We start from the raw sequence: 22,208 nt of genomic DNA, 5'->3' as shown, positions 1-22,208 counted from the left end.
GGCATGACTGACATCGAGTTCGGCCTGGACACCTTCGGCGGTGTCACCCGCGACGCCGAGGGCAAGCCGCAGCACCACGCGCAGGTGATCCGGAACATCGTCGAGGAGGGCGTGCTCGCCGACCGGGTCGGGCTCGACTTCTTCGGGGTGGGCGAGCACCACCGCCGCGACTTCGCCGTCTCCAGCCCGGAGATGGTGCTGGCCGCGGTCGCCTCCCGCACCGAGCGCCTGCGGCTCGGCTCCGCGGTGACCGTGCTCAGCTCCGACGACCCGGTGCGGGTCTTCGAGCGCTTCGCCACCCTCGACGCGGTCTCGAACGGCCGCGCCGAGATCGTCGCCGGGCGTGGGTCGTTCACCGAGTCCTTCCCGCTGTTCGGCTTCGACCTCGCCGACTACGAGGAGCTCTTCGAGGAGCGGCTCGAGCTGCTCTCCGCCCTGCTGAAGGAGGAGAAGGTCACCTGGGAGGGCCGCACCCGCGCGGCGCTCACCGACCAGGAGGTCTTCCCGCGCACCGAGAACGGCCTGACCGCCTGGGTCGGCGTCGGCGGCAGCCCGGAGTCGGTCGTCCGCACCGCGCGTCACGGCTTCGGTCTCTTCCTGGCGATCATCGGCGGCCCGGCCGACCGGTTCGCGCCCTACATCGACCTCTTCGAGCGTGCCCAGGACGAGTTCGGGACGCCTCGGCAGCGCGTCGCCGTCCACTCGCCCGGCTTCGTCGCGGCCACCGACGAGCAGGCCCGGGAGACGGTCTACGAGGGCTGGCTGGCGATGCGGACCCAGATCGGCCGCGAGCGCGGCTGGCCGCCGCCCAGCCCCGGCGACTTCGAGCGTGAGATCGAGGGCGGGTCCCTCTACGTCGGCTCGCCCGAGACGGTCGCCCGGAAGCTGGCCGGCACCATCAAGGTCCTCGGCGTCGACCGCTTCGATCTGAAGTACGACCAGGGCCAGGTGCGCCACGAGGACCTGATGGGCTCGATCGAGCTCTACGGCACCCAGGTCGTGCCGCTCGTCAAGGACATGCTGGGCTGACTCTGGGCTGACTCAGCCCAGCTCGACCGTCTCGACGCGCGTCGCCACCACCTCGCCGGCATGCAGGACGGTCCGCGAGGTGGGGGCGGCCGCGACCGCCGCGGCGGGAGTCGGCACGTCGAGGACCAGCAGGTCCGCCGGCGCGCCGACGACGATGCCGTAGGCGTCGAGGCCCATCGCCTGCGCGGCCGAGTCGGTGACGAGGTCGAGGGCGACGGCGAGGGTCTCGTCCGTGCGGAACCCGGACTGGTAGGCGACCTGCCGCGCGATCGCGAGCATGTCGCCGTCGCCGTAGGGCCACCAGGCATCCCGGATGTTGTCCGAGCCGGACCAGACGGTGGTGCCCTCCTCACGCAGCGCCAGCACCGGCGGCATCGGTCCGGCCGGTCCGTTGGTCAGCACCGAGACCCCCGCCTCGGCGAAGAGCCCACCGACCCGGCGGGCCTCGTCGAGGGGGATCGAGCCGAGGCCGTACGCGTGGCTCACGTTCACCTTCCCGCCCAGCCCCTCGGCCCGGGTCCGCTCCGCGATCAGCGAGTACTGACGGACCGCGGGAGCGCCCAGGTCGTGCAGGTGGATGTCGATGCCCGCGCCGTGCCGGGCGGCGAGGCCGAAGACGACGTCGAGGTGGGCCTCGGCGTCGCCGTCGAAGCCGTCCGGGTCGAGCCCGCCGACGAGGTCCGCGCCCGCGGCCAGCGCCTCGTCGAGGAGCTTCTCGGTGCCGGGTGAGGTGATGATCCCGCTCTGCGGGAAGGCGACGATCTCGACGCGCAGCCGGTCGCGGAGCGCATCGCGCACCTCCAGGACCGCCTCCAGACCGGCCAGGCCGACCTCGGGGTCGATGTCGACATGCGTACGCACCGTCCCGGTGCCGAACGAGATCATCTGCTCCGCGAGCGCACGAGCGCGCTCCACCACGGGCACGCCGACCTCGCCGCGCAGGGTGTGCTCGGCCGCCACCCGCTCGCGGACGGTCGTGCCGGGACGGTGCGGGTGCCAGCCGGAGCCGATCAGCGTCTTGTCCAGGTGGGCGTGGCCGTTGACCAGCGCGGGCAGGAGCAGGGCGCCGCCCAGGTCCAGGTCTCCCTCAGCCACCGCGGAGGAGGCGGGCGAGACCGCCGAGATCCGAGCGTCCGTCACCGAGACGTCGACTCGGGAGCCGTCGGCCAGGGTGCCGTTGCGAAGTGTTCTGCTGCCGGTCATGAGGTGACCTCCATGGTCTGCGTACGGATGCTGCGTTGCTGATGCACGAGCGTGCCCGACCGGAGCGAGGCCAGGACCGAGGGCACCTGGAGCGCGACGAGCCGGGGGTCGTCGGTGTCCAGGACCACCAGGTCGGCCACATCGCCCGCCGTGGTGCCGTGCGGGGCCCGCCCGAGGATCGCGGCCGGGTGGTCGGTGATCGAGGCGACGAGCAGGTCCAGCATCTCAGCACCGACCAGCTGCCGGGTGAGACCCGCGGTCCAGGCGGCCTGGAGCAGGTTGCCGTTGCCGTAGGGGGAGAAGGCGTTGTGCAGGTTGTTGTTCGAGACCGCGACCCGCACGCCGGCGGCATGCGCCCGCTCCAGCGGAGCCAGGCTGCGGCTGCCGGGCTCGCCGGATCCGCCCAGGTAGAGGTCGGTCGCCGGCATCACGACCAGCGAGATCCCGGCCTCGGCCAGCAGGGCGTACGCCACCTCCTGCTCGTCCACGGGCATCGCCGCCAGCTTGGTGACGTGCCCGATGGTGACGTGGCCCTGCATGCCGAGCGCGCGGGTGCGCTCGGCGACGGCCGCGACCATCGATCCCGAGGGGTCGTCGTCGAAGTCGAGGTGCAGGTCCACCGGGAGCCCGAACCGATCGGCCAGACCGAAGACGACATCGAGGTGGGCCTCCTGGTCGTCGTCGACGTAGGGGCATCCGCCGACGACGCCACCGCCGTGGCGCAGGGCGGCGCTCATCAGCGCGGTCACCTGGCGGGTGAGCCCGTTCTGCGGGAAGACCGAGAGCTGCAGGTCGATCCGCTCGGCGTTCTCCTCGCGCAGCGCGATGTGCAGGTCGAGCATGTCGAGCCGGATGTCGGCGTCGACCTCGACGTGCGCCCGTGCGGCCACGACCCCGTGGCGCACCATCGACTCCACACCCTTCCGGGCACCGACCTCGACGATCCCCGCGGGCTGCGTACGCCGCACCTCCTGCATCAGCGCGATCGCCGGGCCGACGCCTGGGCCGGTGGGCTCGAGCCCACCGGCGCCGAGCAGATGGGCCTTGTCGAGGTGGACGTGGGCGTCGACGAAGGCGGGCATCACGACCGCTCCGGCGGCGTCCACGACGGTCTCCGGCCCGATGGGGGACGGGCCGGAGACCGTCGAGACAACGCCGCCGTCGATCCCGAGATCGACCAGGCCGGTGGACGTACGGGCCCCGAGAATGCGAGCGATGACGGTGCTTGCCTGCACTGGGGTCAACGCTTGATCTCGGGGTCGATGTAGTCGTTGGTGACCAGGTCGTCGCCGGTGATCTCCGGGACGTCCTTGCCGCCGTCCTTCAGCACGGCCGTCATCTTCTCGATCACGCTGTCGACGCGCGCGACGTCGAAGCTGCCGTAGGCGCCGTCCGGGCCGTTAGCGACCAGGCCCGTCTCGACCTGGACCTTGACCGAGTTCTCGTTGCCGCCGGGGGTGATCGGGGGACCGTCCTTGATGGCGTCGGCGATCTCGATCAGGGTGTCGTTGACCGGCGTCGGATCCTTCAAGTAGTCGATCTCCGACTGCTGCAGCAGCGGCACCAGCTCCTTCAGGCACGGGCTCAGCGTCTCCTCGTCATCCGCCCGGACCGCGTACGCCTGCTGGTAGACCTGGTAGCCGGCGTCGTCGAGCATCAGGTGGGCGGTCGGCTTCGCCCACTCGGCGACGTCGTGCTCCCAGCGATAGGGCTCGTTGCTGACGTAGCCCTGCTGGAACAGCGCGCCGTCGTCGGCGACGAACCGGCTGGGGCTGCCGTCGAAGGAGCCGTCGAGCTGCTTCTCGTCGACGAGGCCCTCGTGCACCAGGTAGTCGACCCAACTGACGCCCTGGGCGTGCAGGACCGGCGCCCCGGTGGCTTTGAGGTCGTCCCAGGTCTTCACCTCGGGGAACTTGGTGGGGTCGAACATCACCATGAACGGCGACTTCTGCATCATCGTGAACACGCCACGGGTGGGGAACTTCTCGTAGTCGCGGATCGCGATGTCGGTGGCGACGACGCCGAGGTCGATGGTGTCGTCGGTGTACAGCTGCGCGGTCACCGGCTGACCGCCGATGAACGGCCCGCCGAGCCGGATCTCGGCGGTGACGCCGGTGTCGCCGATCTCGCCGACGTAGGCGCCCTTGTCGACGTCGATCTCGCCGTCGGGGCCGATCAGGTTGTAGGCGGGGGAGCGCTCGGGGGTGGCGTACCAGTCGGTCTGGATGACCACGGTCGCCGGGCAGACGGCGGCGAGCGAGCCCTTCGGGGCGTCGGGGTCGCCGATCGCCTCCTCGCTGCCGCCGCATCCGGTCAGGGCGAGCGCGGCGAGGGCGGTGGTGGCGGTGATGTGGGTCCAACGGGCGTACGTCATGGGGTTCTCTCCAGGGTGTGGGGGTCAGCGACGGGGGGAACGGCGGGTCTCGACGGCGCGCAGGACGGCGCCGAAGAGCAGGAAGAGGACGATCCCGACGAGCGAGGAGGCAGCGAGGGCGGCCATCATCAGGTCGGTGTCGAGGCTCTGCCGGTAGGTGTCGATCAGCCGGCCGATGCCGGGCTGCCCCTGCCGGAAGAAGAAGTCGGCGATGATCGAGCCGACCACCGCCATCCCGGCCGAGATCCGGAAGCCGGCCAGCGCCGCGGGGAGCGCGGCGGGCAGCTGGAGGTGGATGAGCCGCTGCCAGCGCGAGGCGCGGAAGAGCGAGAACTGGTCGTGCAGGTTGTCGTCGACCGAGGCGATGCCGAACATCGTGTTGGTGATGATCGGGAACAGCGAGTGCAGCACGCACACGACCAGCCGCGAGGTGAAGTCGTAGCCGAACCAGAACCCGAGCAGCGGCACCATCGCCAGGATCGGGATGGTCTGCAGGATCACGGCATAGGGGTAGAACGAGGCCTCCGCCCAGCGGGCCTGGCTCATCACGACCGCGAAGAAGACCCCGATCGCCATCGCCAGCACCAGCCCGACCAGGGCGATCCTCGTGGTCGACCACAGGGCCGTGAAGATCTCGGTCCGGCCGGCCTCTTGCAGGAAGCCCGCCTCGAGCACCTCCCACGGCGAGGGCAGCAGGAACTGGCGGGTGGGGGAGAGGAGCTGGGTGCTCACCAGCGTCCACACCCCGAGGACGACCACCAGGGTGAGGACGGGGGCGACCCAGCGTACGGTCCGGCTGCCGTGGCCCGGGTCGAAGCGCAGGAACGGAACCTTGGTCAGCGGGCGGGTCTCCGGCTGGGTCTCCAGGAGCGCGGTCATGCGGCGGCCTCCGTCTTCGGGTCCGTGCTCTGGTGGGCACCGGCGAGGGCGTCGGAGACCTGGCGGCACAGCTCGGCGTACTCGCTGCTGAAGCGCAGCCCCTCAGGTCGCGGCCGGGGAAGGTCGATGCGGAGGTCGGCGACGATCCGTCCCGGCTGGGAGGAGAAGACCAGCACCCGGTCGGAGAGGAAGACCGCCTCGGGGACCGAGTGGGTCACGAAGATCCCGGTGAACGGGTCGGTCGCCATCAGGGTGTCGAGCTGGCCGTTGAGGTCCTGGCGGGTGATCTCGTCGAGGGCGCCGAACGGCTCGTCGAAGAGGAACAGCTCCGGCCGCTGGACCAGCGAGCGGGCGATCGAGACCCGCATCCGCATCCCGCCCGAGAGCTGGGCCGGCCGATGGTCCGCGTACGCGGCCAGCCCGACGACCTCGAGCGCCGCACGCGCCCGCTCCTCGGCCTCGAGCCTCTTGATCCGGCCCAGTTTCGTCCCGGCGAGCCGCAGCGGGAGGACGACGTTGCCCAGGGCCGTACGCCACGGCAGCAGCGTCGCGTCCTGGAAGACGTAGCCGATCTCGCCGTCGCCGCGCTCGACGCTGCCGCTGGTCGGCACGTCGAGGCCGGCGACCATGCGGAGCATCGTCGACTTGCCGCAGCCCGAGGGCCCGACGAAGGAGACGAACTCACCGGCGCGGATCTCGAAGCTCGCCTCGGCGAGCGCGGTGGTGCCGTTGGGGAACGACCTGGTGACGCTGTTGCCGGCCACCAGCACGGGCGGCTCCGTATACCGTTCGATCATTCTTGTATACAAACAGCGCGCGGTTTCGTCCTCGTTTCAGAAGACGTCGGGTCTGGTTAAGCCCGGTCGGTTCAGGGGTGCCGGCGCTCGGCGCGCGCGACCAGCAGGTCGACGAGCAGGTCGGCGTCACGGGTGACGTCGGCGCGCATCGAGGACTCGGCCAGCTCCTGGTCACCGGCGAGGACCGCCTCGGCGATCTCCTGGTGGTGCTTCCACGACGTGCTCGACCGCTCCTCGAGCTGCATCTCGAAGACCCAGCGCACCTGCATCCGCAGCGACCGGGTCATCTTGGCGAGCTCGTCGTTGCCCGAGGCGATCCCGATTGCGTCGTGGAACCGCGCGATCAGCTCCGGCAGGGCGGCATAGTCGCCGGCGGCGGTCGCGCTGGTGCCGAGCTCGAGCACCTCGGTCAGCTCCTCGCCCTGGTCGCCCCCGTGCCGACGGGCCGCCAGGCCGGCAGCCAGCACCTCGAGGTTCTCCCGGATGACCATGAGCTGCCGGGTCTTCTGCGCCGAGGGGAAGGCCACCGTCGCGCCGCGCCGCGGCACGGTGTCGACGAACCCCTCCTGGGCCAGGACGTGCAGCGCCTCCCGCGCCGGCACGCGAGAGACCCCGTACTCGGTGGCGAGCGCCTGCTCGCGCAGCCGATCGCCGGGCGCGAGCTCGCCGGCCATGATCTTGCGACGGATGTCGCGGGCGACCACCTCGCGCAGCGGCTGCCGGGTGGACGGGTCCATCAGCCGATCCAGCTCGAGATCGGGTGGATCGCGAAGTAGACGGCGAACATGACGGCGACGAGCCACATCAGCGGGTGCACGCTCTTGGCCTTGCCGCGGACGATCTTGATGAGGACGTACGCCAGGAAGCCGGCGCCGATGCCCACCGAGATCGAGTAGGTGAACGGCATCAGCGCGATCGTCAGGAACGCCGGGATCGCGATGTCCGGGTCGGCCCAATTGATGTCCTTGACCTGCTGCATCATCAGGAAACCGACCAGCACCAGGGCGGGCACCGCCGCCTCCGACGGGATGATCTCGACGAGCGGGGAGAGGAACGTGGTGAGCAGGAAGAGCACACCGGTCACGACCGCCGCCAGACCGGTGCGGGCACCCTCGCCGACGCCGGAGGCCGACTCGACGTAGGAGGTGTTGGAGGAGACGCCGCCGGCGCCACCGGCCGCGGCGGCCAGTGAGTCGACGACCAGGATCGAGCGCGTACGCGGCGGGGTGCCGTCCGCACGCAGCAGACCGGCCTCGGAGCCGATGGCCGTCATCGTGCCCATGGTGTCGAAGAAGTCGGCGAGCATGAGCGTGAAGACCAGCAGCAGCGCGGTCACGATGCCGACGTTCTCGAACGAGCCGAGCAGGTTGAACTCGCCCAGCGTCGTGAACGAGGGCCAGTCGACGATCTTGTCGGGGAAGGCCGGCACGTTGAGCGCCCAGCCGGTCGGGTTCTCGGCGCTGCCCTTGCCGAGCCCGGCGATCGACTCGACGACGATCGCCAGCACCGTGGTCGCCGCGATCGAGATCAGGATCGCGCCGCGCACCTTGCGCACCCACAGCGTGATCACCAGGGCCAGGCCGATGACGAAGACCAGCACCGGCCAGCCCGCGAGCTGCCCGGTCGGGCCGAGCTGGACCGGGACGGTCGTGTTCGCGGCGTCGGGGATGCGGCGTACGAACCCGGCGTCGACGAACCCGATCACCGCGATGAACAGACCGATCCCGACCGAGATCGCGGTCTTGAGCTCGCGCGGCACGGCGTGGAAGACGGCCTCCCGGAAACCGGTGAGCACCAGCACGAGGATCACCAGACCCTCGATCACCACCAGCCCCATCGCGTCGGCCCAGGTCATCTGGCTCGCGATCGAGAACGCCACGAACGCGTTGAGCCCGAGTCCGGTCGCCAGCGCCAGCGGGTAGTTGGCCGCGAGGCCCATCAGGATCGTCATCACGCCCGCCACCAGCGCGGTTCCGGCGGCAATCGCAGCCAGGTTGTCGCCGCCGTTCCCGCCGAGGAGGTCGCCGTTGACGTCCTGCGCGAACCCGAGGATCAGCGGGTTCAGCGCGACGATGTAGGCCATCGTGAAGAACGTGACCACCCCACCCCGGACCTCACGCCCGACCGTGGATCCGCGCGCGCTGATCTGGAAGAACCGGTCGAGAGCGTTGCCGCGTGACGTCGTCGAAGTGCTCACGCCCCGAATCTTCGCAGATGGTGACGGTCAGTCGGGTAGTCCCCTCCGTGCGCGGAGATCTCGTGTCAGCTGATCGTTCTCACCGGGCAGCGTGCGACGCCGGCCTTTGCGATGCGCACGTCGGCGGTGACGAGGGTCAGGTCATGTGACTCGGCGACTGCGACGTAGCCGGCGTCGTAGGTCGACAGGTTGCTGCGCAGCTCCCACATTCGGGTGAGGTGTGGCCCGGTCGGGGCGGTGATCACCGTGATCGCCTGGAGCCAGTGCAACGCCTGTTCTGCGTCCTGGTCGGTGAGCTTGCCGCCCAGGAGGAGGCCGCGGAAGACGCTGAGTACCTCGGTTCGCCAGACTTCCGGAACGACCCATTCGGGGTCGTCGGCAAGGATCTTGGTCGCAGCGTTCACCCGGAAGTCGGCGTCGGGGTCGGCGAAGAGAAGCGCTACTGCGGAAGCGTCGGGGACGATCACGCGGCGCCCTGGGAGCGCTCGCCGCGGGCCGTGTCGCGCGCGGCGAGCACATCCTCGGTGGTGAACTTCGAATCGCCCCTGCTCGCGACCACGCGGTCGATCAAGGCCTGGTTGTTGGCGAACGACGCCTCCCGGAGGACGACGTCACGCAAGTAGGAGTTCAGCGACTGCCCGCGGTCCTTCGCGCGCTGGGCGAGGACGTCGCGTACGTCGTCGGGGATGTCGCGGATCTGCAAGTAGGCCATGCACTCATTATGAGTGCATGATGATCTCGTAACAAGTGCATCGTCAGTCGGTGTGGTAGATCGGCAGGTCGGCCTCGGCGGTGCCCCAGGCGCGGTTCGGGGAGGCGCCGACGTCGATGCGGACGGTGCCACCGCGGGTCATCACCGACTCGGGGAGCCAGGACCGGGTGCGCGGCGTGCCGTCGAGGGTGACCGACTGGACGTAGATGTTCTCGGTGCCGGCGCCGGGGGACTCGATGGTGATGTCGACGCCGTTGCCGCGGTGGATGGTGACCTTCTCGAAGATCGGGCTGGAGATGAGCATCTCGGCGCGGGCGGGGTCCTGCGGGTAGATGCCCATCGCGGCGAAGACGTACCAGGCGGACATGGTGCCGAGGTCGTCGTTGCCGGGCAGGCCGCGCGGTCCGGTCCCGTAGGCCAGCGATGCCATCGCGCGGACAGTCTCCTGGGTCTTCCAGGGTGCGCCGAGGGCGTTGTACATCCATGGGACGTGGATGCCGGGCTCGTTGGTCGGGTCGTAGCGCAGCGCGTCGCCGCCGGTGTACTGCCAGGAGCCGTCGGCCTTGTGGAAGAACGCATCCAGCCGCTGGACCGCGCGCTCGCGCCCGCCGACGGCCTCGGCCAGCCGGGCCACGTCGTGCGGCACCATCCAGGTGTACGTCGCGCTGCTCCCCTGCGCGAAGCCGGTCTGCGTCGACGGGGTGAAGCCGGGGACCCAGCTCCCGTCTGCGTTGCGGGCCTGCTGGTAGCCGTCCGTGGTGGTCGCCGACGGGTTGAAGGTGTGCTGCCACCAGCCGGCCCGCTCCATCAGCGAGTCCGTCTCGGCAGCGGAGGCGTCGAGGCGCCGGCCCCAGTCGGCGAGCGAGTAGTCGGCGACGGCGTCCTCGAGGGTCTCCGCGGCGCCGCCCCAGCAGCGGCAGGTGTCCTGGGGCGCGTACCCCTTGGCCAGGTAGTCGGCCAGGTTCGGCCGTTGGCCGATGCACTGGCCCGGGCAGCCGTAGCTGGAGAGCCCGTCGGGGTGCGGCACCGTCGCCTGGCGGACCAGCGACTCGTACGCCCCGGCGGCGTCGAAGTTGCGGACGCCGAGCGCGTAGAAGCCGGCCAGCGTGGGGGCGCTGGGATCGCCGGTCATCACGTGCGTCCAGCCGCTCAGGTGGACCCAGCGGTCCCAGACGCCGCCGTGCTGGCGCGCGTAGGCGTGCAGCGAGCGGGCGAAGTCGCCGGCGACCTGTGGCTCCAGGAGCGCGAGCAGCTGGGTGTGGGCGCGGTACTGGTCCCAGCCGGAGAAGTTCCCGTACTGGGCCCGCTGGCCGCGCTCGATCCGGTGGACCTCCTGGTCGCTGCCCCAGTAGGTGCCGGCCACGTCGGAGATGATGTTGGGCTGCAGGTAGGAGTGGTAGAGGCCGGTGTAGAACGCCGTCTGCTCCTCATCGGTGCCACCGGAGACCTCGATCGAGGAGAGCGCCCGGCGCCACTCGGCCCTGGCGTCCGAGGCGACGGTCGAGACGGTGTCGCGCCGCCCGATCTCGGTGGCGAGGTTCTTCTCGGCCGCCGCCAGGCTGGTGTAGGAGATCCCGATCCGCATCCGCACGCTCTGGTCGCGGCCGGCGTCGAAGGAGACGTAGCCGCCCGAGCCCTGTCCCTGCCGGGCGGCGCCGGTCTCGTAGCCCTCGCCGCCCCGCGCCTCGGCCGATCCGGGCTGGAGCTCGCCGTTGACCCAGGTGCCGTGTCCGCTGAAGCCGCGGTCGAACTGGGCGGTGAAGTAGAGCCGGTAGTAGGAGCGCTTGTTGCTTCCGCCGCCGTTGCCGCGCCGGCCGCAGAACGCGCCGGTGAGCACCGAGCCGCTGACGGTTCGCTTCGCCTCGTCGATCCGCGTCACCGCGCTCTCGCTGCCGTTGAGCGAGTTGGAGGTGCGGAAGAGCAGGTTGGCCGGCTTGTCCGCGGGGAAGGTCAGGTCGCTGACCGAGGCCCGGGTGGTCACCGCGGTGTCGACCTCGGCGCCGTTGGCCAGGCCCAGCCGGTAGCGCCCCGGCTCGGCCAGCTCGTCGGCGTGGCTGAAATTCGAGGCGTACGTCGCATCGGTCACGTCCGCGGTGGGCGAACCGGTCATCTCGCCGGTGTGCGGGAAAATCGGCACATCGCCTGCGGCGCCGGGGTGGCAGCCCGCGCCGTTGACGTGAGTCAGCGAGAAGCCGCGCAGCCGCGTGGTGTCGTAGGAGTAGCCGTTCGACGCGGCGGTGTTGGTCTGGTCCCCGGCCGTGGAGGTCGGGCTGAAGGAGAGCATCCCGAAGGGGCGTACGGCTCCGGGGTAGGTGTTGCCACCGTTCGAGGAGCCGATCAGCGGGTCGACCAGCGCTACCGGGTCAGTGGTGGGCTCGGAGGTCTGTGCCGCCGACGAGGGGGAGAGCGCGCCACCGAGCAGCGCGAGGGACAGGGCAGAAGTCACGAGAACCCGCATGGCGGAGGACCATGCCAGAGAAGAGTCCTCCGCCGTGCGGGTTCAGGTGAGACCGGGATGAATTCAGGCGGTCCACTCGGGGTAGTCGGTGTACCCGGCCTCGCCGCCGCCGTAGAAGGTCGACAGGTCGGGCTCGTTGAGCGGCAGGCTCTGCTCGAGGCGCCGGGGGAGGTCCGGGTTCGCGATGAACGTACGCCCGAACGCGGCCGCGTCGATCAGGTCGGCCTCGAGCAGGCGGGAGGCCTTCTCCGAGGTGTAGGCGCCGGCGCCGACGATCGGGCCGGGGTGCGCGGTGCGCAGCTGCTTGCGGTAGTCGTCGGAGAGCTCGGGCCCGCCGGCCCAGTCGGGCTCGGACAGGTGCAGGAAGGCGATGCCGCGCTTGCCGATCTCGGCAGCCAGGTGGAGGCCCATCTCGGCGCCCTCGGGGTCCTCGAGCCCGTTGAAGGAGCCGATCGGGGAGATCCGGATGCCGACGTGCTCGGCGTCCCACTCCTCGACGACCGCGTCGAGCACCTCCAGTGTCAGCCGCGCTCGGTTCTCGAGCGAGCCGCCGTAGGAGTCGGTGCGCTCGTTGCTGCTCGCGCTGGTGAACTGGTGGAGCAGGTAGCCGTGGGCGGCGTGTATCTCGACCAGGTCGAACCCGGCCTCGCGGGCGTTGCGGGTGGCGCGGCGGTAGTCCTCGATCAGGTCCGCGATCTCGGCGGTCTCCAGGGCGCGGGGCGTGGGGCAGTTGACCCGGGTCGGGGTGCCGTCCTCGCCGCGTACGGTCGTGCGGTTGCGGTAGGGGAGCGCGGAGGCGCTGACCGGGAGGTCGCCGTCGTGGAAGGCCTCGTGGGAGACCCGGCCGGTGTGCCACAGCTGCGCGGCGATCCGGCCGCCGGCCTCGTGGACGGTGTCGGTGACGTGGCGCCACCCCTCGACCTGCTCGGCCGAGTAGATGCCGGGGGTGTCCATGTAGCCCTTGCCCTGCGGCGAGATCTGGGTGCCCTCGGAGACGATCAGCCCCGCCGAGGCACGCTGGCGGTAGTAGTCCGCCATCAGCGGGTTGGGTACGTCGCCGGGCTGGGATGCCCGCATCCGGGTCAGTGGCGCCATCAGGACGCGGTTGGGGAGGGTCGTGGGACCCAGGCTCAGCTGCGAGAAGAGTGAAGTCACGAGGTGCTCAACGTAAGCAGGCGCTCATATTGTTCCCGACGGTGCCGGAGCGGCCGATCCGGCGATGACCAGCGCCCCCATGACACCCGCGTTGTCGCCGAGCTCGCTGGGGACGACATCGAGCGCGGCAGCGGTGTCGGGCTGGGTGAAGCGGTCGATCGAGTCCTTGATGCCGAGGACGAAGGACTCCGACTGGCGCATCGTGTCGCCCACCACGATCAGCGCCGGGTTGAGGTGGTTGCAGAGGTCGGCCAGCACGCGGCCGACCGCGCGGCCGGCGTCGTCGAGGATCCGGTTGACCCGGATGTCGCCCTCCTGGGCGAGCTCGAGCAGGCGCTCGACGGTGAGCGTCTCGTCGTAGGCGGGCTGCAGCAGCTCGACCAGCCGGGACCCGCCGAAGGCCTTCTCCAGGCAGCCGCGGTTGCCGCACCGGCAGATCGGGCCGTTGTCCTCGAAACGTACGTGGCCGATCTCGCCCGCGATCCCGGTGATCCCGCGGTAGAGCTTGCCGGCCAGGACCAGTCCGGCGCCGATGCCGCTGGACGCCTTGACGTAGATGACGTCGTCGACGTCGCGCGCGGCGCCGTACTCGACCTCGGCGAGTGCGCCGAGGTTGGCGTCGTTCTCGATCTTGACGGGCATGCCGATGCGGCGGGCGAGCTCCTCGCCCGGGGCCAGGTCCATCCAGTTCCCGAGAATGGGGGAGACGACGATGCCGCTGTGCGGGTCGACGGGGCCGGGGATCCCCATGCCGACACCGAGGACGCGGTCCCTCTTCGGGTCGATGCCCACCTCGGCCAGGCACTCGCGCACGAGTGCCGCGGCACGGTCGATGGTCTCGACCGCGGAGTTGTCGACATCGAGCCGGATCTCGTGGTCGATGAGCGGCTTCGCGGTGAGGTCGGCGACTGCGACCCGGACGTGGCGATGGCCGATGTCGACCCCGATGAGCGTGCCGGGGGAGCCGCTGATGGTGAGGAGCGACGGCGGTCGCCCGCCTCCCCGGGCCAGGGCGGCGCCGGTGGTCTCGACGATCTGCTCGGAGGCGAGCAGCTCCTGGACGATGCTCGACACGGTGCTGCGGGAGAGTCCCGTGCGCTGGGCGAGCTCGGCGCGGCTGGCCGGCGCCGACCGTCCCAGCAGGTCCAGAACCTGGGAACGGTTGGCGACGCGCAGCCGCGATTCCGGAGTGGTCATGGCGTGACTGTAGGTGATTATGTCGATTTGCGACAGATCTCAGGTTGAAAACGTCCTTCGTTATGCGTTGACTGGACAGAACCAAGAGGCGTACGTTGTCCCGGCACGCGACCGCGAGTAACCCAGATCACACACCGACGTGGCGGTCGCGCAACCGGAGGATCAAAGATGAACGCAACGCGTAAGGCCCTGGCCGCCGGCCTGGCCGCCCTGAGCCTGCTGGCGGTCTCCGCCTGCGGCAGCGACAACGAGAGCGGCAGCACCGATGAGGTGGAGGTCTTCACCTGGTGGGCCGAGGGCAGTGAGAAGGCCGGGCTCGACGCCTTGGTCAAGGTGTTCGACGAGCAGAACCCCGACCAGAAGTTCGTCAACGGCGCCGTCGCCGGTGGCGCCGGCAGCGACGCGAAGAACGTGCTCCAGTCCCGCCTGCAGAACGGTGAGCCGCCGGCCACCTTCCAGGCACACGCGGGTGCCGAGCTGACCGACTACATCAACGCCGGCCAGATCGAGGACCTCACCGACCTCTACGAGGAGAAGGGCTGGAACGAGCAGTTCCCCGAGGGCCTGCTCGAGCGTCTGACCCAGGACGGCGGCATCTACTCCGTCCCCTCGAACATCCACCGAGCCAACGTTCTCTGGGCCAACCCGGCCGTTCTGGAGAAGGCCGGCATCGAGGCCAACAAGACCTACGACTCGCTCGACGCCTGGATCGCCGACCTGAAGAAGATCAAGGCCAAGGGCATCATCCCGCTCTCGATCGCGACCGACTGGACCCAGGTCCACCTGCTCGAGACCGTGCTCCTCGCCGATCTGGGCGCCGAGGCGTACAACGGTCTGTGGGACGGCACGACCGACTGGGGCGGCAGCGAGGTCGAGGCCGCGCTGGCGGACTACAACACGCTCCTCTCGCTGACCAACACCGACCGCCAGGGTCTCGACTGGCCGGACGCGACCCAGCTGGTCATCGACGGCGACGCTGCGTTCAACGTCATGGGTGACTGGGCCGAGGCGGCCTTCCAGGAGCAGAAGAAGACGCTCGGCACCGACTACACCGCCGTCCCGGTTCCGGGCACCGAGGGCGTCTTCGACTTCCTGGCCGACTCGTTCACCATGCCGGTCGACGGCCCCAACCCCGAGGGCACCGAGGCCTGGCTCGACACCATCGCCAGCGACGAGGGCCAGGTGGCCTTCAACAAGGCGAAGGGCTCGATCCCGGCCAGCACCACGGCCGACACCGCCGACTTCGGTGAGTACCAGCAGACCGCGATCAAGTCGTGGGGCGAGGACGAGATCGTGTCCTCGCTCGCCCACGGCGCCGCGACCTCGGTCAACTGGCTGACCGACGTCACCGCCGCCGTGGCGAAGTTCGGCAGCAACAAGGACGTCGCCGAGCTCCAGGACGGCCTTGTCGAGGCCGCCGAGGACAACAAGCCCGAGTGACGGGGCTCTCCCGAGCCTGACGAGATCATCTGGTCCGAGGGGCTGCGGCCGCACCATCCGCCGTGGCCCCTCGGACCCCCTGTGTGAAAGGACGGACACATGTCCTCCACGGTGCCCAGCGCCGTCAAGCGGCCCAAGCAGCCCAGGCGGCCCAAGGGCCGCAGCGGCGGCCACGGGTGGGTCGCACCCGTACTCCTGATCCTGCCGACCGTCATCGTCATCGGTGTCTTCGTCTACGGCCTGATCGGGTCCAACATCAACACGTCCCTGCAGGACCGCCACACCATCGGGCCCTCCCAGGGTTTCGCCGGTCTGGACAACTATCGCGATCTGTTCGCCGACGACGACTTCATCTACTCGCTGCGCAACCTGCTGCTCTACACCGCGACGTTCCTCGTTGGCACCCTGTGCCTGGGGTTCCTGTGGGCGTGGCTGCTCGAGCGCAAGGCTCGCGGCGAGTCGCTGTTCCGGGCCATCTACCTGTTCCCGATGGCGGTCTCGTTCGTCGCCTCCGGTGTGGTCTGGCGCTGGCTGCTCAACAACGCCGAGGGTGAGCGTGCCTCCGGTCTGAACCGGCTCTTCGATACTCTCCACCTCGACTTCCTGCAGAACCCCTGGTGGACCCACGAGCGGTGGGGCATCCTCGCGATCGCGGTCCCCGCGATCTGGCAGCTCAGCGGCTACGTGATGGCCCTCTTCCTGGCCGGCTTCCGCGGCATTCCCGAGGAGCTGCGCGAGGCGGCCCGGATGGACGGCGCCTCGGAGTGGCAGCTCTACCGCCACGTCATCTTCCCGCAGCTGAGCCCGGTCGCCCTCTCGGCGATCATCATCATCGGCCACATGTCGCTGAAGGTCTTCGACCTGATCATGGCCATCGCGGGCCAGACCAACTACACGACCCAGGTGCCGGCCACCCAGATGTGGATCGAGTTCACCCGCGGCGACTACGCCAAGTCGGCCGCCATCGGCACCGTCCTGCTGGTGATCGTGGCCATCCTGATCGTTCCCTACCTCGTCTCCACCTACCGTCAGGAGCGCCGCCGATGACGACCGATGCCATCCCGGCAGCCGTCGCGACCAAGATCCCGGGCGAGCGCTCGCGCGGGATCTGGCGCACGATCAAGTACGTCCTGCTGATCCTCTTCGCGCTGATCGTCCTGCTCCCGGCGTACGTCCTGCTCGTGACCAGCTTCAAGGGGCTGGGCGACGCGACTCCCGCCAACGCCTGGAAGCTCCCCGAGTCCTGGGAGACGGCCGGCTGGTCGCGCGCCTGGGAGCAGCTCGGGCCGGCCCTGGGGCGCACCTTCGCCATGGTCATCCCGGCCTCGATCATCTCCTCGGTGCTCGGCTCGATGAACGGGTTCGTGCTCTCGAAGTGGCGGTTCCCGGGCGCCGACGTGGTGTTCACGCTGATCCTGTTCGGGATGTTCATCCCCTACCAGGCGGTGATGGTTCCGCTGGTCCAGCTGATGGGCAACCTCGGCGTCCCGAACGGCGTCCCGAGCCTGATCGTGCTGCACGTGGTCTACGGTCTGCCGATCACCACGCTGATCTTCCGCAACTACTACGCGGGGGTCCCGGTCGAGCTCGTCGAGGCCGCTCGGGTCGACGGCGCCGGCATGCTCCGGACGTACGCCTCGATCATCCTGCCGATCTCCGCGCCGGCGTTCGTGGTGGTGCTGATGTGGCAGTTCACCTCGGCCTGGAACGACTACCTGTTCGCGCTCTTCTTCTCCACCTCGCGCAACGGGCCGGTCACGATCGCGCTCAACTTCCTGGCGAGCGGTCAGCTGCAGGACTACTCAGCCAGCATGGCGGGCGCGCTGATCGCGTCCGTCCCGACGCTGATCATCTACATCCTGCTCGGCCGCTACTTCGTGGGCGGGCTGATGGCCGGCTCGGTCAAGGGATGATCGACGCGTACGCCGAGTGCCGCCGGCTGGCCGGGTTCGCCCGGCCGTCGGCGGCCTCGCCCGCCGGGTTCTGGTGGCTGGACGACTCGGGTCGCCCGGACCCTGCCGAGCCGGTGCACACCTGGATCACCGCCCGGATGACCCACGTCTTCGCCCTCGCCCACCTGCGCGGGGACGTCGACGACGCCGCGGAGCTCGCGGCCCATGGCATCCGAGCGCTGTCGGGAGCGCTGCGCGACGACGAGCTCGGTGGCTGGTACGCCTCGGTCTCGGCCGCGGGCGAGCCGGTCGGCACCCTCAAGGAGGCCTACGCCCACGCCTTCGTGATCCTGGCAGCGAGCAGCGGCGTCGCGGCCGGTGTGCCCGGTGCGGACGCGCTGCTCGACGAGGCGCTGGGCGTGATGCAGCAGCACTTCCTCGACGCGGACGGCCGGGTGGTCGACAGCCTCGAGCGCGACCTGGCGTCGGGGGAGGCCTATCGCGGGGCCAACTCCAGCATGCACACCGTCGAGGCGTTCCTGGCCGCCGGTGACGTCACCGGCGACGGCGCGTGGCACCAGCGGGCGCTCGCGATCGCCGAGCACCTGATCCATGGTGTCGCCCGCTCCCACGGCTATGACCTGCCCGAGCACTTCGACCTCTCCTGGTCGCCGCTCCCGGACTACAACGCCGACCGTCCCGGCGACCCGTTCCGCCCCTACGGCTGCACGCCGGGGCACCTGCTGGAGTGGTCGCGGCTGCTCCTGCACCTGGACGCTTCGCTGCCGGAGCCTCCGTCGTGGCTGGTCGAGGACGCGCGGGCGCTCTTCGCGCGTGCCGTCGAGGTCGGCTGGTCTCCCGACGGCGAGCCGGGCTTCGTCTACACGACCTCCTGGGACGGCACCCCCGTCACCCGTCTGCGGCTGCACTGGGTGGCCGCCGAGGCGATCGCCGCCGCGGGTGCCCTGCACACCCGCACCGGGGAGGTGGGCTATGACGAGTGGCGCGAGCGCTTCGAGACGTACGCCGCCGAGCACCTGCTCGACCACGAGCTCGGCAGCTGGCATCACGAGCTGGACGAGCACAACCGCCCCTCACACGTCATCTGGCACGGTAAGCCCGACGTCTACCACGCCTACCAGGCCCTGCTGCTCGCCCGGATGCCGCTGGCGCCCGTTCTGGCGGTCCAGCTTCAGGCTGCTTGGAAGGAGCGGCGGGAGAGTCCCAGGCCATAGCCGTCCAGGGTGGTGGTGACGGGTGCCGTCGGGTCCGTGGCCGCGCCCAGGGTGACGAAGAGCGGGGTGAAGTGCTCGACGGTCGGGTGGGCGTACGGCATGCCCGGGGCGGCCGTGCGGAACCTGGCCAGCTCGGCGACGTCGCCGCGGTCCAGGGCGTCGGCGGCCCAGGCGTCGAAGTCGGAGGACCAGCCGGCCGGCACGTTCTCGGTCATCATCTCGCGGGTGATGAAGGGCAGTCCGTGGGTCATGTGACCCGAGCCGACCACGAGCACGCCCTCCTCGCGCAGCGGCCGCAGGCGCTCGCCGAGGGCGAGCAGCTTGTCGGGATCATCGGTGGGCAGCGAGAGCTGCACGACCGGGATGTCGGCGGCCGGGTACATGATCTTCAGCGGCACCCAGGCGCCGTGGTCGAGGCCGCGGCGGGTGTGCTGGTGGGCGGTCTCGGCGTCGGGCATCAGCGCCGCGGTCGTGCGGGCGAGCTCGCTCGCGTCCGGGGTGTCGTAGCGCACCGAGTGGTAGATCGGGTCGAAGCCGCCGAAGTCGTAGACCAGCTCGTCGGGGCGGGTCGCGCTGATCGAGAGCGGCGCCGACTCCCAGTGGGCGGAGACCACCAGGATGGCCTTCGGCCGGGGCAGCGACCGTGCCCAGGTGTGCAGCGGGTCCAGCCACTCCGGGCTCTGCAGCGGCAGCGGTCCACCACCGTGGGACAGGTAGAGGCTCGGCAGCGGCCCGTCGGCCGGCGTCCAGACGCGATGCGGGTCGGCCGCCTCGCGCGCCTGGACCGTCCGCAGGTGCTGGGCGAACGGATGCGTCTGCGGGAGGCGGGCATCCGCGGCGGCGGTCGTGCTCTCGGGGGCGGTGGTCATGGCGGGCTCCTGCGGTCGGCGCAATAGTTGTTGCTTGAACTAACTCTAGGCGACCGTTGTTTGTTCCGCGCAACTTTCTGCGGCACACTCCCTGGCGTGGAGGGCAACTGGCTGTCGCCGGCGGAGCGGGCGGCATGGGTTCGCCTCATCGCCGTGCTCGAGCTGCTCCCGGGGGCTCTCGACTCCCAGCTGCGCCGCGATGCCGGGCTGACCCATTTCGACTATGGCGTGCTGGCCATGCTCTCCGAGGTGCCCGACCGGACCCTGCGGATGACCGAGCTGGCCGGCTACACCAACGCCACGCTGCCGAGGCTCTCCAACGTGGTCAAGCGCCTCGCCGACCGCGGCCTCATCGAGCGCCACAGCTGCCCGGGCGACCGCCGAGCGACCAACGTACGTCTCACCGAGGCCGGTCTCGAGAAGATGGTCGCCTCCGCCCCCGGTCACGTGGACGCGGTGCGCGAGTACGTCTTCGACGCCCTGACTCCCGATCAGGTCGACCAGCTCTCCGAGATCGCCGGGAGCGTGCTCGAGCGCCTCGACCCGACCGGCACCCGGCGCCCGCCGATCGATCCGGCGGGCTGAGGATGCGGTTCGACGAGCGCTTCGTCGCCCGGATCACCCTCGACCCCCGTCACGACACCGGTCGCTATCCGTTCACCCTGCCGGCGGTCCGCGAGCTGGCCGGCGGGGACGGCATCGAGCTCGACGAGCGGGTGACCTTCCTCGTCGGCGACAACGGCACCGGGAAGTCCACGATCATCGAGGCGATCGCGGTCGCCTCGGGGTTCAACGCCGAGGGCGGCTCGGTCTCGTTCAGGTTCGCCACGCGAGCGACCGAGTCGTCGCTCGCGGACTACATCGTGATCGAGCGCGGCCTGAAGCGGCCCCGCGACGGCTACTTCCTGCGTGCGGAGTCGTTCTACAACGTCGCCACCGAGATCGAGCGCCTCGAGCTGGACACCTCGGACTCCTACGGCGGGGTCTCGCTCCACGAGCGCTCTCACGGCGAGTCGTTCCTCGACCTGGTGATGCACCGCTTCCGGCCCCACGGGCTCTACATCCTCGACGAGCCCGAGGCCGCTCTCTCGGTCAAGGGCTGCCTGGCGCTCGTCGCCCGCATCATCGAGCTCGCCGACGAGCGGTCCCAGTTCATCATCGCCACCCACTCACCGATCCTGCTCTCGGTGCCCGGCGCGAAGATCCTGCAGTTCGACGAGGACGGGCGCGTCGAGGAGGTCGCCTACGACGACGCCGAGCCGGTCAACCTGACCCGGCGGTTCCTGTCGAACCCCGAGCGCTATCTGCGCTACGTCTTGGAGGACTAGGGCATGTCTGGCAAATCCACGCCCGCTACGCGACGTTTCGCATCCGATCTGGCTGCGTTGCCGCCGCTCGACAGCCACCAGGATGCCTTCGCAGCGGACGCCTTGCCAGATCGGCCCGAAACGCCGCTCGCGGCCGCCGTGTCTTTACCAGACACGCCCTAGTGGTCCTCGTACTCCCGGTGGACCGAGGCCTCCCCGTCGAGCTCCAGGGCGATCACGGTGCACAGCGGGTCGAGGGCGTCGTCGGTGGTGAAGACGTACTCCCAGCCGGGGACCTCGTGGAGGCCGCCGATGCGCTGGTGGTCGAGCTCGGCGCCGCTCCCGAGGACGTACGCCTTCAGCACCTGGTTGCGCAGGCCGCGGACCACGACATAGTCGTTGGGGCGGTCCAGGACGTAGAGGAACAGGGTGCGGCCGTCGGCCGAGACCGCGGTCGGACCGTAGAAGTGACCGTGGGGGAGGCCGCGGCGGATGCCGCGGACCGCGGGGGAGTGGCGCGCGACCCAGTCGCCGAGGGCCTCGAGGCGCTCGGTCTGCTCGGGGGTGATGGTGCCGTCCTCGCGCGGGCCGACGTCGAGGAGCAGGTTGCCGCCCCCGCCGATGGTCTCGACGAAGGTGCGTACGAGCTGACGTGGTGACTTGTGGTTCTCGTCCTGCGGCTGCCAGCCCCAGGAGTCGTTGATGGTCAGGCAGAGCTCCCAGGGTCCGTCCGGCGGCACGACCGGAACGCCCTGTTCCGGGGTCACGTAGTCGCCGTGGCCGAGCATCCGGCCGTTGACCACCATCTCGGGCGCGAGCTCGCGCAGCTCCGCACGCAGCTCCCGCATCCGCCACTGCCGCTCGTCGCGCTCCCACTCGCCGTCGAACCAGAGCAGATCCGGCTCGAAGCGGGTCACCAGCTCCCGGATCTGGGCGCGGTGGAACTCCAGGTAACGCTCCCAGCGCTCGGGCTCCTCGGCACCGGGCCGCGGGACGGCGTAGGGGTTGTCCTGCACCACGTGGTGCTGCACGGCCGGGCGCACCGTCGCGTAGTCGGGGTGTGACCAGTCCAGATGGGAGAAGTAGAGGCCGACCTTCATCCCCCGGCGGCGTACGGCCTCGACGAACTCGGCGACGAGGTCGCGCCCGGCAGGTGTCCGGGTGACCACGGAGAGGTCGTTGGCGTCGGTGTCATAGAGCGCGACCCCGTCATGGTGCTTGGCGGTGAGCACGGCGTAGGTCGCCCCGGCCCGCTCGAAGAGCTCGGCCCAGGCGTCGGCGTCGAACCTCGAGGCGGTGAAGCCGTCGAGCTGGGCCATGTAGTCGGCGTAGGGGACCCGGCCGTCGTAGAACGACCAGGACTCCGCGACGCCGTCGACGCTGTAGATGCCCCAGTGGACGAAGATGCCCAGCCGGGCCTCGGGGAACCAGGATGCGATGGACACGACGACACCCTAGTTGGAT

The 22,208-nt window shown here is 70.2% G+C and carries 21 protein-coding genes; 7 read left to right on the top strand and 14 right to left on the bottom strand.

The genetic code is table 11. The features are described from left to right. The first annotated feature begins 3 nt into the window (after nt 1-3). The gene (locus tag ACFV9G_RS11400; protein ID WP_378727595.1) at nt 4-1,029 is read left to right on the top strand and encodes an LLM class flavin-dependent oxidoreductase; all 1,026 of its coding nucleotides are present in this window, start codon (nt 4-6) and stop codon (nt 1,027-1,029) included. A gap of 12 nt (nt 1,030-1,041) precedes the next feature. On the opposite strand, the gene ACFV9G_RS11395 is transcribed toward ACFV9G_RS11400, so the two are convergent. The 12 genes from ACFV9G_RS11395 to ACFV9G_RS11340 all read right to left on the bottom strand — a co-directional run bounded on the left by ACFV9G_RS11395 (nt 1,042) and on the right by ACFV9G_RS11340 (nt 14,001). Further along, on the bottom strand, nt 1,042-2,232 hold the full coding sequence (locus ACFV9G_RS11395) for an amidohydrolase (protein ID WP_378727594.1): 1,191 nt from the start codon (nt 2,230-2,232) through the stop codon (nt 1,042-1,044). After that, nucleotides 2,229-3,467 carry an amidohydrolase family protein gene (locus ACFV9G_RS11390; protein WP_378727593.1) on the bottom strand — a complete coding sequence of 413 codons (1,239 nt, stop codon included), beginning with the start codon at nt 3,465-3,467 and terminating at the stop codon, nt 2,229-2,231. The genes ACFV9G_RS11395 and ACFV9G_RS11390 overlap by 4 nt, the downstream gene beginning before the upstream one ends. A gap of 5 nt (nt 3,468-3,472) precedes the next feature. After that, nucleotides 3,473-4,606 carry a hypothetical protein gene (locus ACFV9G_RS11385; RefSeq protein ID WP_378727592.1) on the bottom strand — a complete coding sequence of 378 codons (1,134 nt, stop codon included), beginning with the start codon at nt 4,604-4,606 and terminating at the stop codon, nt 3,473-3,475. Nucleotides 4,607-4,630: 24 nt separating this feature from the next. Next, nucleotides 4,631-5,485 (bottom strand): ABC transporter permease, encoded by an 855-nt coding sequence (locus ACFV9G_RS11380; RefSeq protein ID WP_378727591.1) that lies wholly within the window; start codon nt 5,483-5,485, stop codon nt 4,631-4,633. Beyond that, nucleotides 5,482-6,282, bottom strand: coding sequence for an ABC transporter ATP-binding protein (locus ACFV9G_RS11375; RefSeq protein ID WP_378727590.1), 801 nt, complete (start codon nt 6,280-6,282; stop codon nt 5,482-5,484). The genes ACFV9G_RS11380 and ACFV9G_RS11375 overlap by 4 nt, the downstream gene beginning before the upstream one ends. A gap of 71 nt (nt 6,283-6,353) precedes the next feature. Beyond that, nucleotides 6,354-7,019: a GntR family transcriptional regulator gene (locus ACFV9G_RS11370; RefSeq protein WP_378727589.1), complete on the bottom strand. Its 666-nt coding sequence runs from the start codon at nt 7,017-7,019 to the stop codon at nt 6,354-6,356. Further along, nucleotides 7,019-8,479: an NCS2 family permease gene (locus ACFV9G_RS11365; RefSeq protein ID WP_378727588.1), complete on the bottom strand. Its 1,461-nt coding sequence runs from the start codon at nt 8,477-8,479 to the stop codon at nt 7,019-7,021. The genes ACFV9G_RS11370 and ACFV9G_RS11365 overlap by 1 nt, the downstream gene beginning before the upstream one ends. A 65-nt stretch (nt 8,480-8,544) precedes the next feature. Further along, entirely contained in the window at nt 8,545-8,946 is a 402-nt protein-coding gene (locus tag ACFV9G_RS11360; RefSeq protein WP_378727587.1) for a type II toxin-antitoxin system VapC family toxin, read from the bottom strand. Continuing rightward, entirely contained in the window at nt 8,943-9,191 is a 249-nt protein-coding gene (locus tag ACFV9G_RS11355; RefSeq protein ID WP_378727586.1) for a hypothetical protein, read from the bottom strand. The genes ACFV9G_RS11360 and ACFV9G_RS11355 overlap by 4 nt, the downstream gene beginning before the upstream one ends. Before the next feature lie 43 nt (nt 9,192-9,234). Then, complete coding sequence (locus ACFV9G_RS11350; protein WP_378727585.1) at nt 9,235-11,637, bottom strand: GH92 family glycosyl hydrolase; 2,403 nt, start codon at nt 11,635-11,637, stop codon at nt 9,235-9,237. Between the two features lie 75 nt (nt 11,638-11,712). Beyond that, nucleotides 11,713-12,804, bottom strand: coding sequence for an N-ethylmaleimide reductase (gene nemA, locus ACFV9G_RS11345; RefSeq protein ID WP_378727584.1), 1,092 nt, complete (start codon nt 12,802-12,804; stop codon nt 11,713-11,715). A 24-nt stretch (nt 12,805-12,828) separates the two neighbouring features. After that, nucleotides 12,829-14,001 (bottom strand): ROK family protein, encoded by a 1,173-nt coding sequence (locus ACFV9G_RS11340; protein WP_378727583.1) that lies wholly within the window; start codon nt 13,999-14,001, stop codon nt 12,829-12,831. 168 nt (nt 14,002-14,169) lie between these two features. On the opposite strand from ACFV9G_RS11340, the gene ACFV9G_RS11335 reads away from it, so the two are divergent. The 4 genes from ACFV9G_RS11335 to ACFV9G_RS11320 all read left to right on the top strand — a co-directional run bounded on the left by ACFV9G_RS11335 (nt 14,170) and on the right by ACFV9G_RS11320 (nt 18,568). Further along, the gene (locus ACFV9G_RS11335) at nt 14,170-15,441 is read left to right on the top strand and encodes an ABC transporter substrate-binding protein (protein WP_378727582.1); all 1,272 of its coding nucleotides are present in this window, start codon (nt 14,170-14,172) and stop codon (nt 15,439-15,441) included. Nucleotides 15,442-15,540: 99 nt separating this feature from the next. Beyond that, the gene (locus ACFV9G_RS11330; RefSeq protein WP_378727581.1) at nt 15,541-16,488 is read left to right on the top strand and encodes a carbohydrate ABC transporter permease; all 948 of its coding nucleotides are present in this window, start codon (nt 15,541-15,543) and stop codon (nt 16,486-16,488) included. Further along, nucleotides 16,485-17,354 (top strand): carbohydrate ABC transporter permease, encoded by an 870-nt coding sequence (locus ACFV9G_RS11325; protein WP_378727580.1) that lies wholly within the window; start codon nt 16,485-16,487, stop codon nt 17,352-17,354. The genes ACFV9G_RS11330 and ACFV9G_RS11325 overlap by 4 nt, the downstream gene beginning before the upstream one ends. Beyond that, a complete protein-coding gene (locus tag ACFV9G_RS11320; RefSeq protein WP_378727579.1) occupies nt 17,351-18,568 on the top strand; it encodes an AGE family epimerase/isomerase in 1,218 nt (405 codons plus the stop codon). The genes ACFV9G_RS11325 and ACFV9G_RS11320 overlap by 4 nt, the downstream gene beginning before the upstream one ends. Here the strand turns inward: ACFV9G_RS11320 and ACFV9G_RS11315 are convergent. Continuing rightward, a complete protein-coding gene (locus tag ACFV9G_RS11315) occupies nt 18,526-19,437 on the bottom strand; it encodes a dioxygenase (protein WP_378727578.1) in 912 nt (303 codons plus the stop codon). The genes ACFV9G_RS11320 and ACFV9G_RS11315 overlap by 43 nt on opposite strands. Before the next feature lie 96 nt (nt 19,438-19,533). On the opposite strand from ACFV9G_RS11315, the gene ACFV9G_RS11310 reads away from it, so the two are divergent. Continuing rightward, nucleotides 19,534-20,022, top strand: a complete 489-nt coding sequence (locus ACFV9G_RS11310; RefSeq protein WP_378727577.1) for a MarR family winged helix-turn-helix transcriptional regulator — start codon at nt 19,534-19,536, stop codon at nt 20,020-20,022. Nucleotides 20,023-20,024: 2 nt separating this feature from the next. Continuing rightward, complete coding sequence (locus ACFV9G_RS11305) at nt 20,025-20,765, top strand: AAA family ATPase (RefSeq protein WP_378727576.1); 741 nt, start codon at nt 20,025-20,027, stop codon at nt 20,763-20,765. A 158-nt stretch (nt 20,766-20,923) separates the two neighbouring features. On the opposite strand, the gene ACFV9G_RS11300 is transcribed toward ACFV9G_RS11305, so the two are convergent. Next, nucleotides 20,924-22,189, bottom strand: coding sequence for an alpha-L-fucosidase (locus tag ACFV9G_RS11300; protein ID WP_378727575.1), 1,266 nt, complete (start codon nt 22,187-22,189; stop codon nt 20,924-20,926). Nucleotides 22,190-22,208 lie beyond the last annotated feature (19 nt).

The sequence above is a fragment of the Nocardioides sp. NPDC059952 genome (assembly GCF_042730435.1).
Classification (GTDB): Bacteria; Actinomycetota; Actinomycetes; order Propionibacteriales; family Nocardioidaceae; genus Nocardioides.
The sequence above is the reverse complement of the archived record's forward strand: the minus strand, read 5'-3'. Positions and strand labels throughout refer to the sequence as shown.

Bases quoted from the DNA above. Each gene is read 5' to 3' on its own strand.
- ACFV9G_RS11400 (WP_378727595.1), top strand. From the start codon at position 4: ATGACTGACATCGAGTTCGGCCTGGACACCTTCGGCGGTGTCACCCGC.
- ACFV9G_RS11395 (WP_378727594.1), bottom strand. From the start codon at position 2,232: ATGACCGGCAGCAGAACACTTCGCAACGGCACCCTGGCCGACGGCTCC.
- ACFV9G_RS11385 (WP_378727592.1), bottom strand. From the start codon at position 4,606: ATGACGTACGCCCGTTGGACCCACATCACCGCCACCACCGCCCTCGCC.
- ACFV9G_RS11380 (WP_378727591.1), bottom strand. From the start codon at position 5,485: ATGACCGCGCTCCTGGAGACCCAGCCGGAGACCCGCCCGCTGACCAAG.
- ACFV9G_RS11375 (WP_378727590.1), bottom strand. From the start codon at position 6,282: ATGATCGAACGGTATACGGAGCCGCCCGTGCTGGTGGCCGGCAACAGC.
- ACFV9G_RS11370 (WP_378727589.1), bottom strand. From the start codon at position 7,019: ATGGACCCGTCCACCCGGCAGCCGCTGCGCGAGGTGGTCGCCCGCGAC.
- ACFV9G_RS11355 (WP_378727586.1), bottom strand. From the start codon at position 9,191: ATGGCCTACTTGCAGATCCGCGACATCCCCGACGACGTACGCGACGTC.
- ACFV9G_RS11340 (WP_378727583.1), bottom strand. From the start codon at position 14,001: ATGACCACTCCGGAATCGCGGCTGCGCGTCGCCAACCGTTCCCAGGTT.
- ACFV9G_RS11335 (WP_378727582.1), top strand. From the start codon at position 14,170: ATGAACGCAACGCGTAAGGCCCTGGCCGCCGGCCTGGCCGCCCTGAGC.
- ACFV9G_RS11330 (WP_378727581.1), top strand. From the start codon at position 15,541: ATGTCCTCCACGGTGCCCAGCGCCGTCAAGCGGCCCAAGCAGCCCAGG.
- ACFV9G_RS11325 (WP_378727580.1), top strand. From the start codon at position 16,485: ATGACGACCGATGCCATCCCGGCAGCCGTCGCGACCAAGATCCCGGGC.
- ACFV9G_RS11320 (WP_378727579.1), top strand. From the start codon at position 17,351: ATGATCGACGCGTACGCCGAGTGCCGCCGGCTGGCCGGGTTCGCCCGG.
- ACFV9G_RS11315 (WP_378727578.1), bottom strand. From the start codon at position 19,437: ATGACCACCGCCCCCGAGAGCACGACCGCCGCCGCGGATGCCCGCCTC.
- ACFV9G_RS11305 (WP_378727576.1), top strand. From the start codon at position 20,025: ATGCGGTTCGACGAGCGCTTCGTCGCCCGGATCACCCTCGACCCCCGT.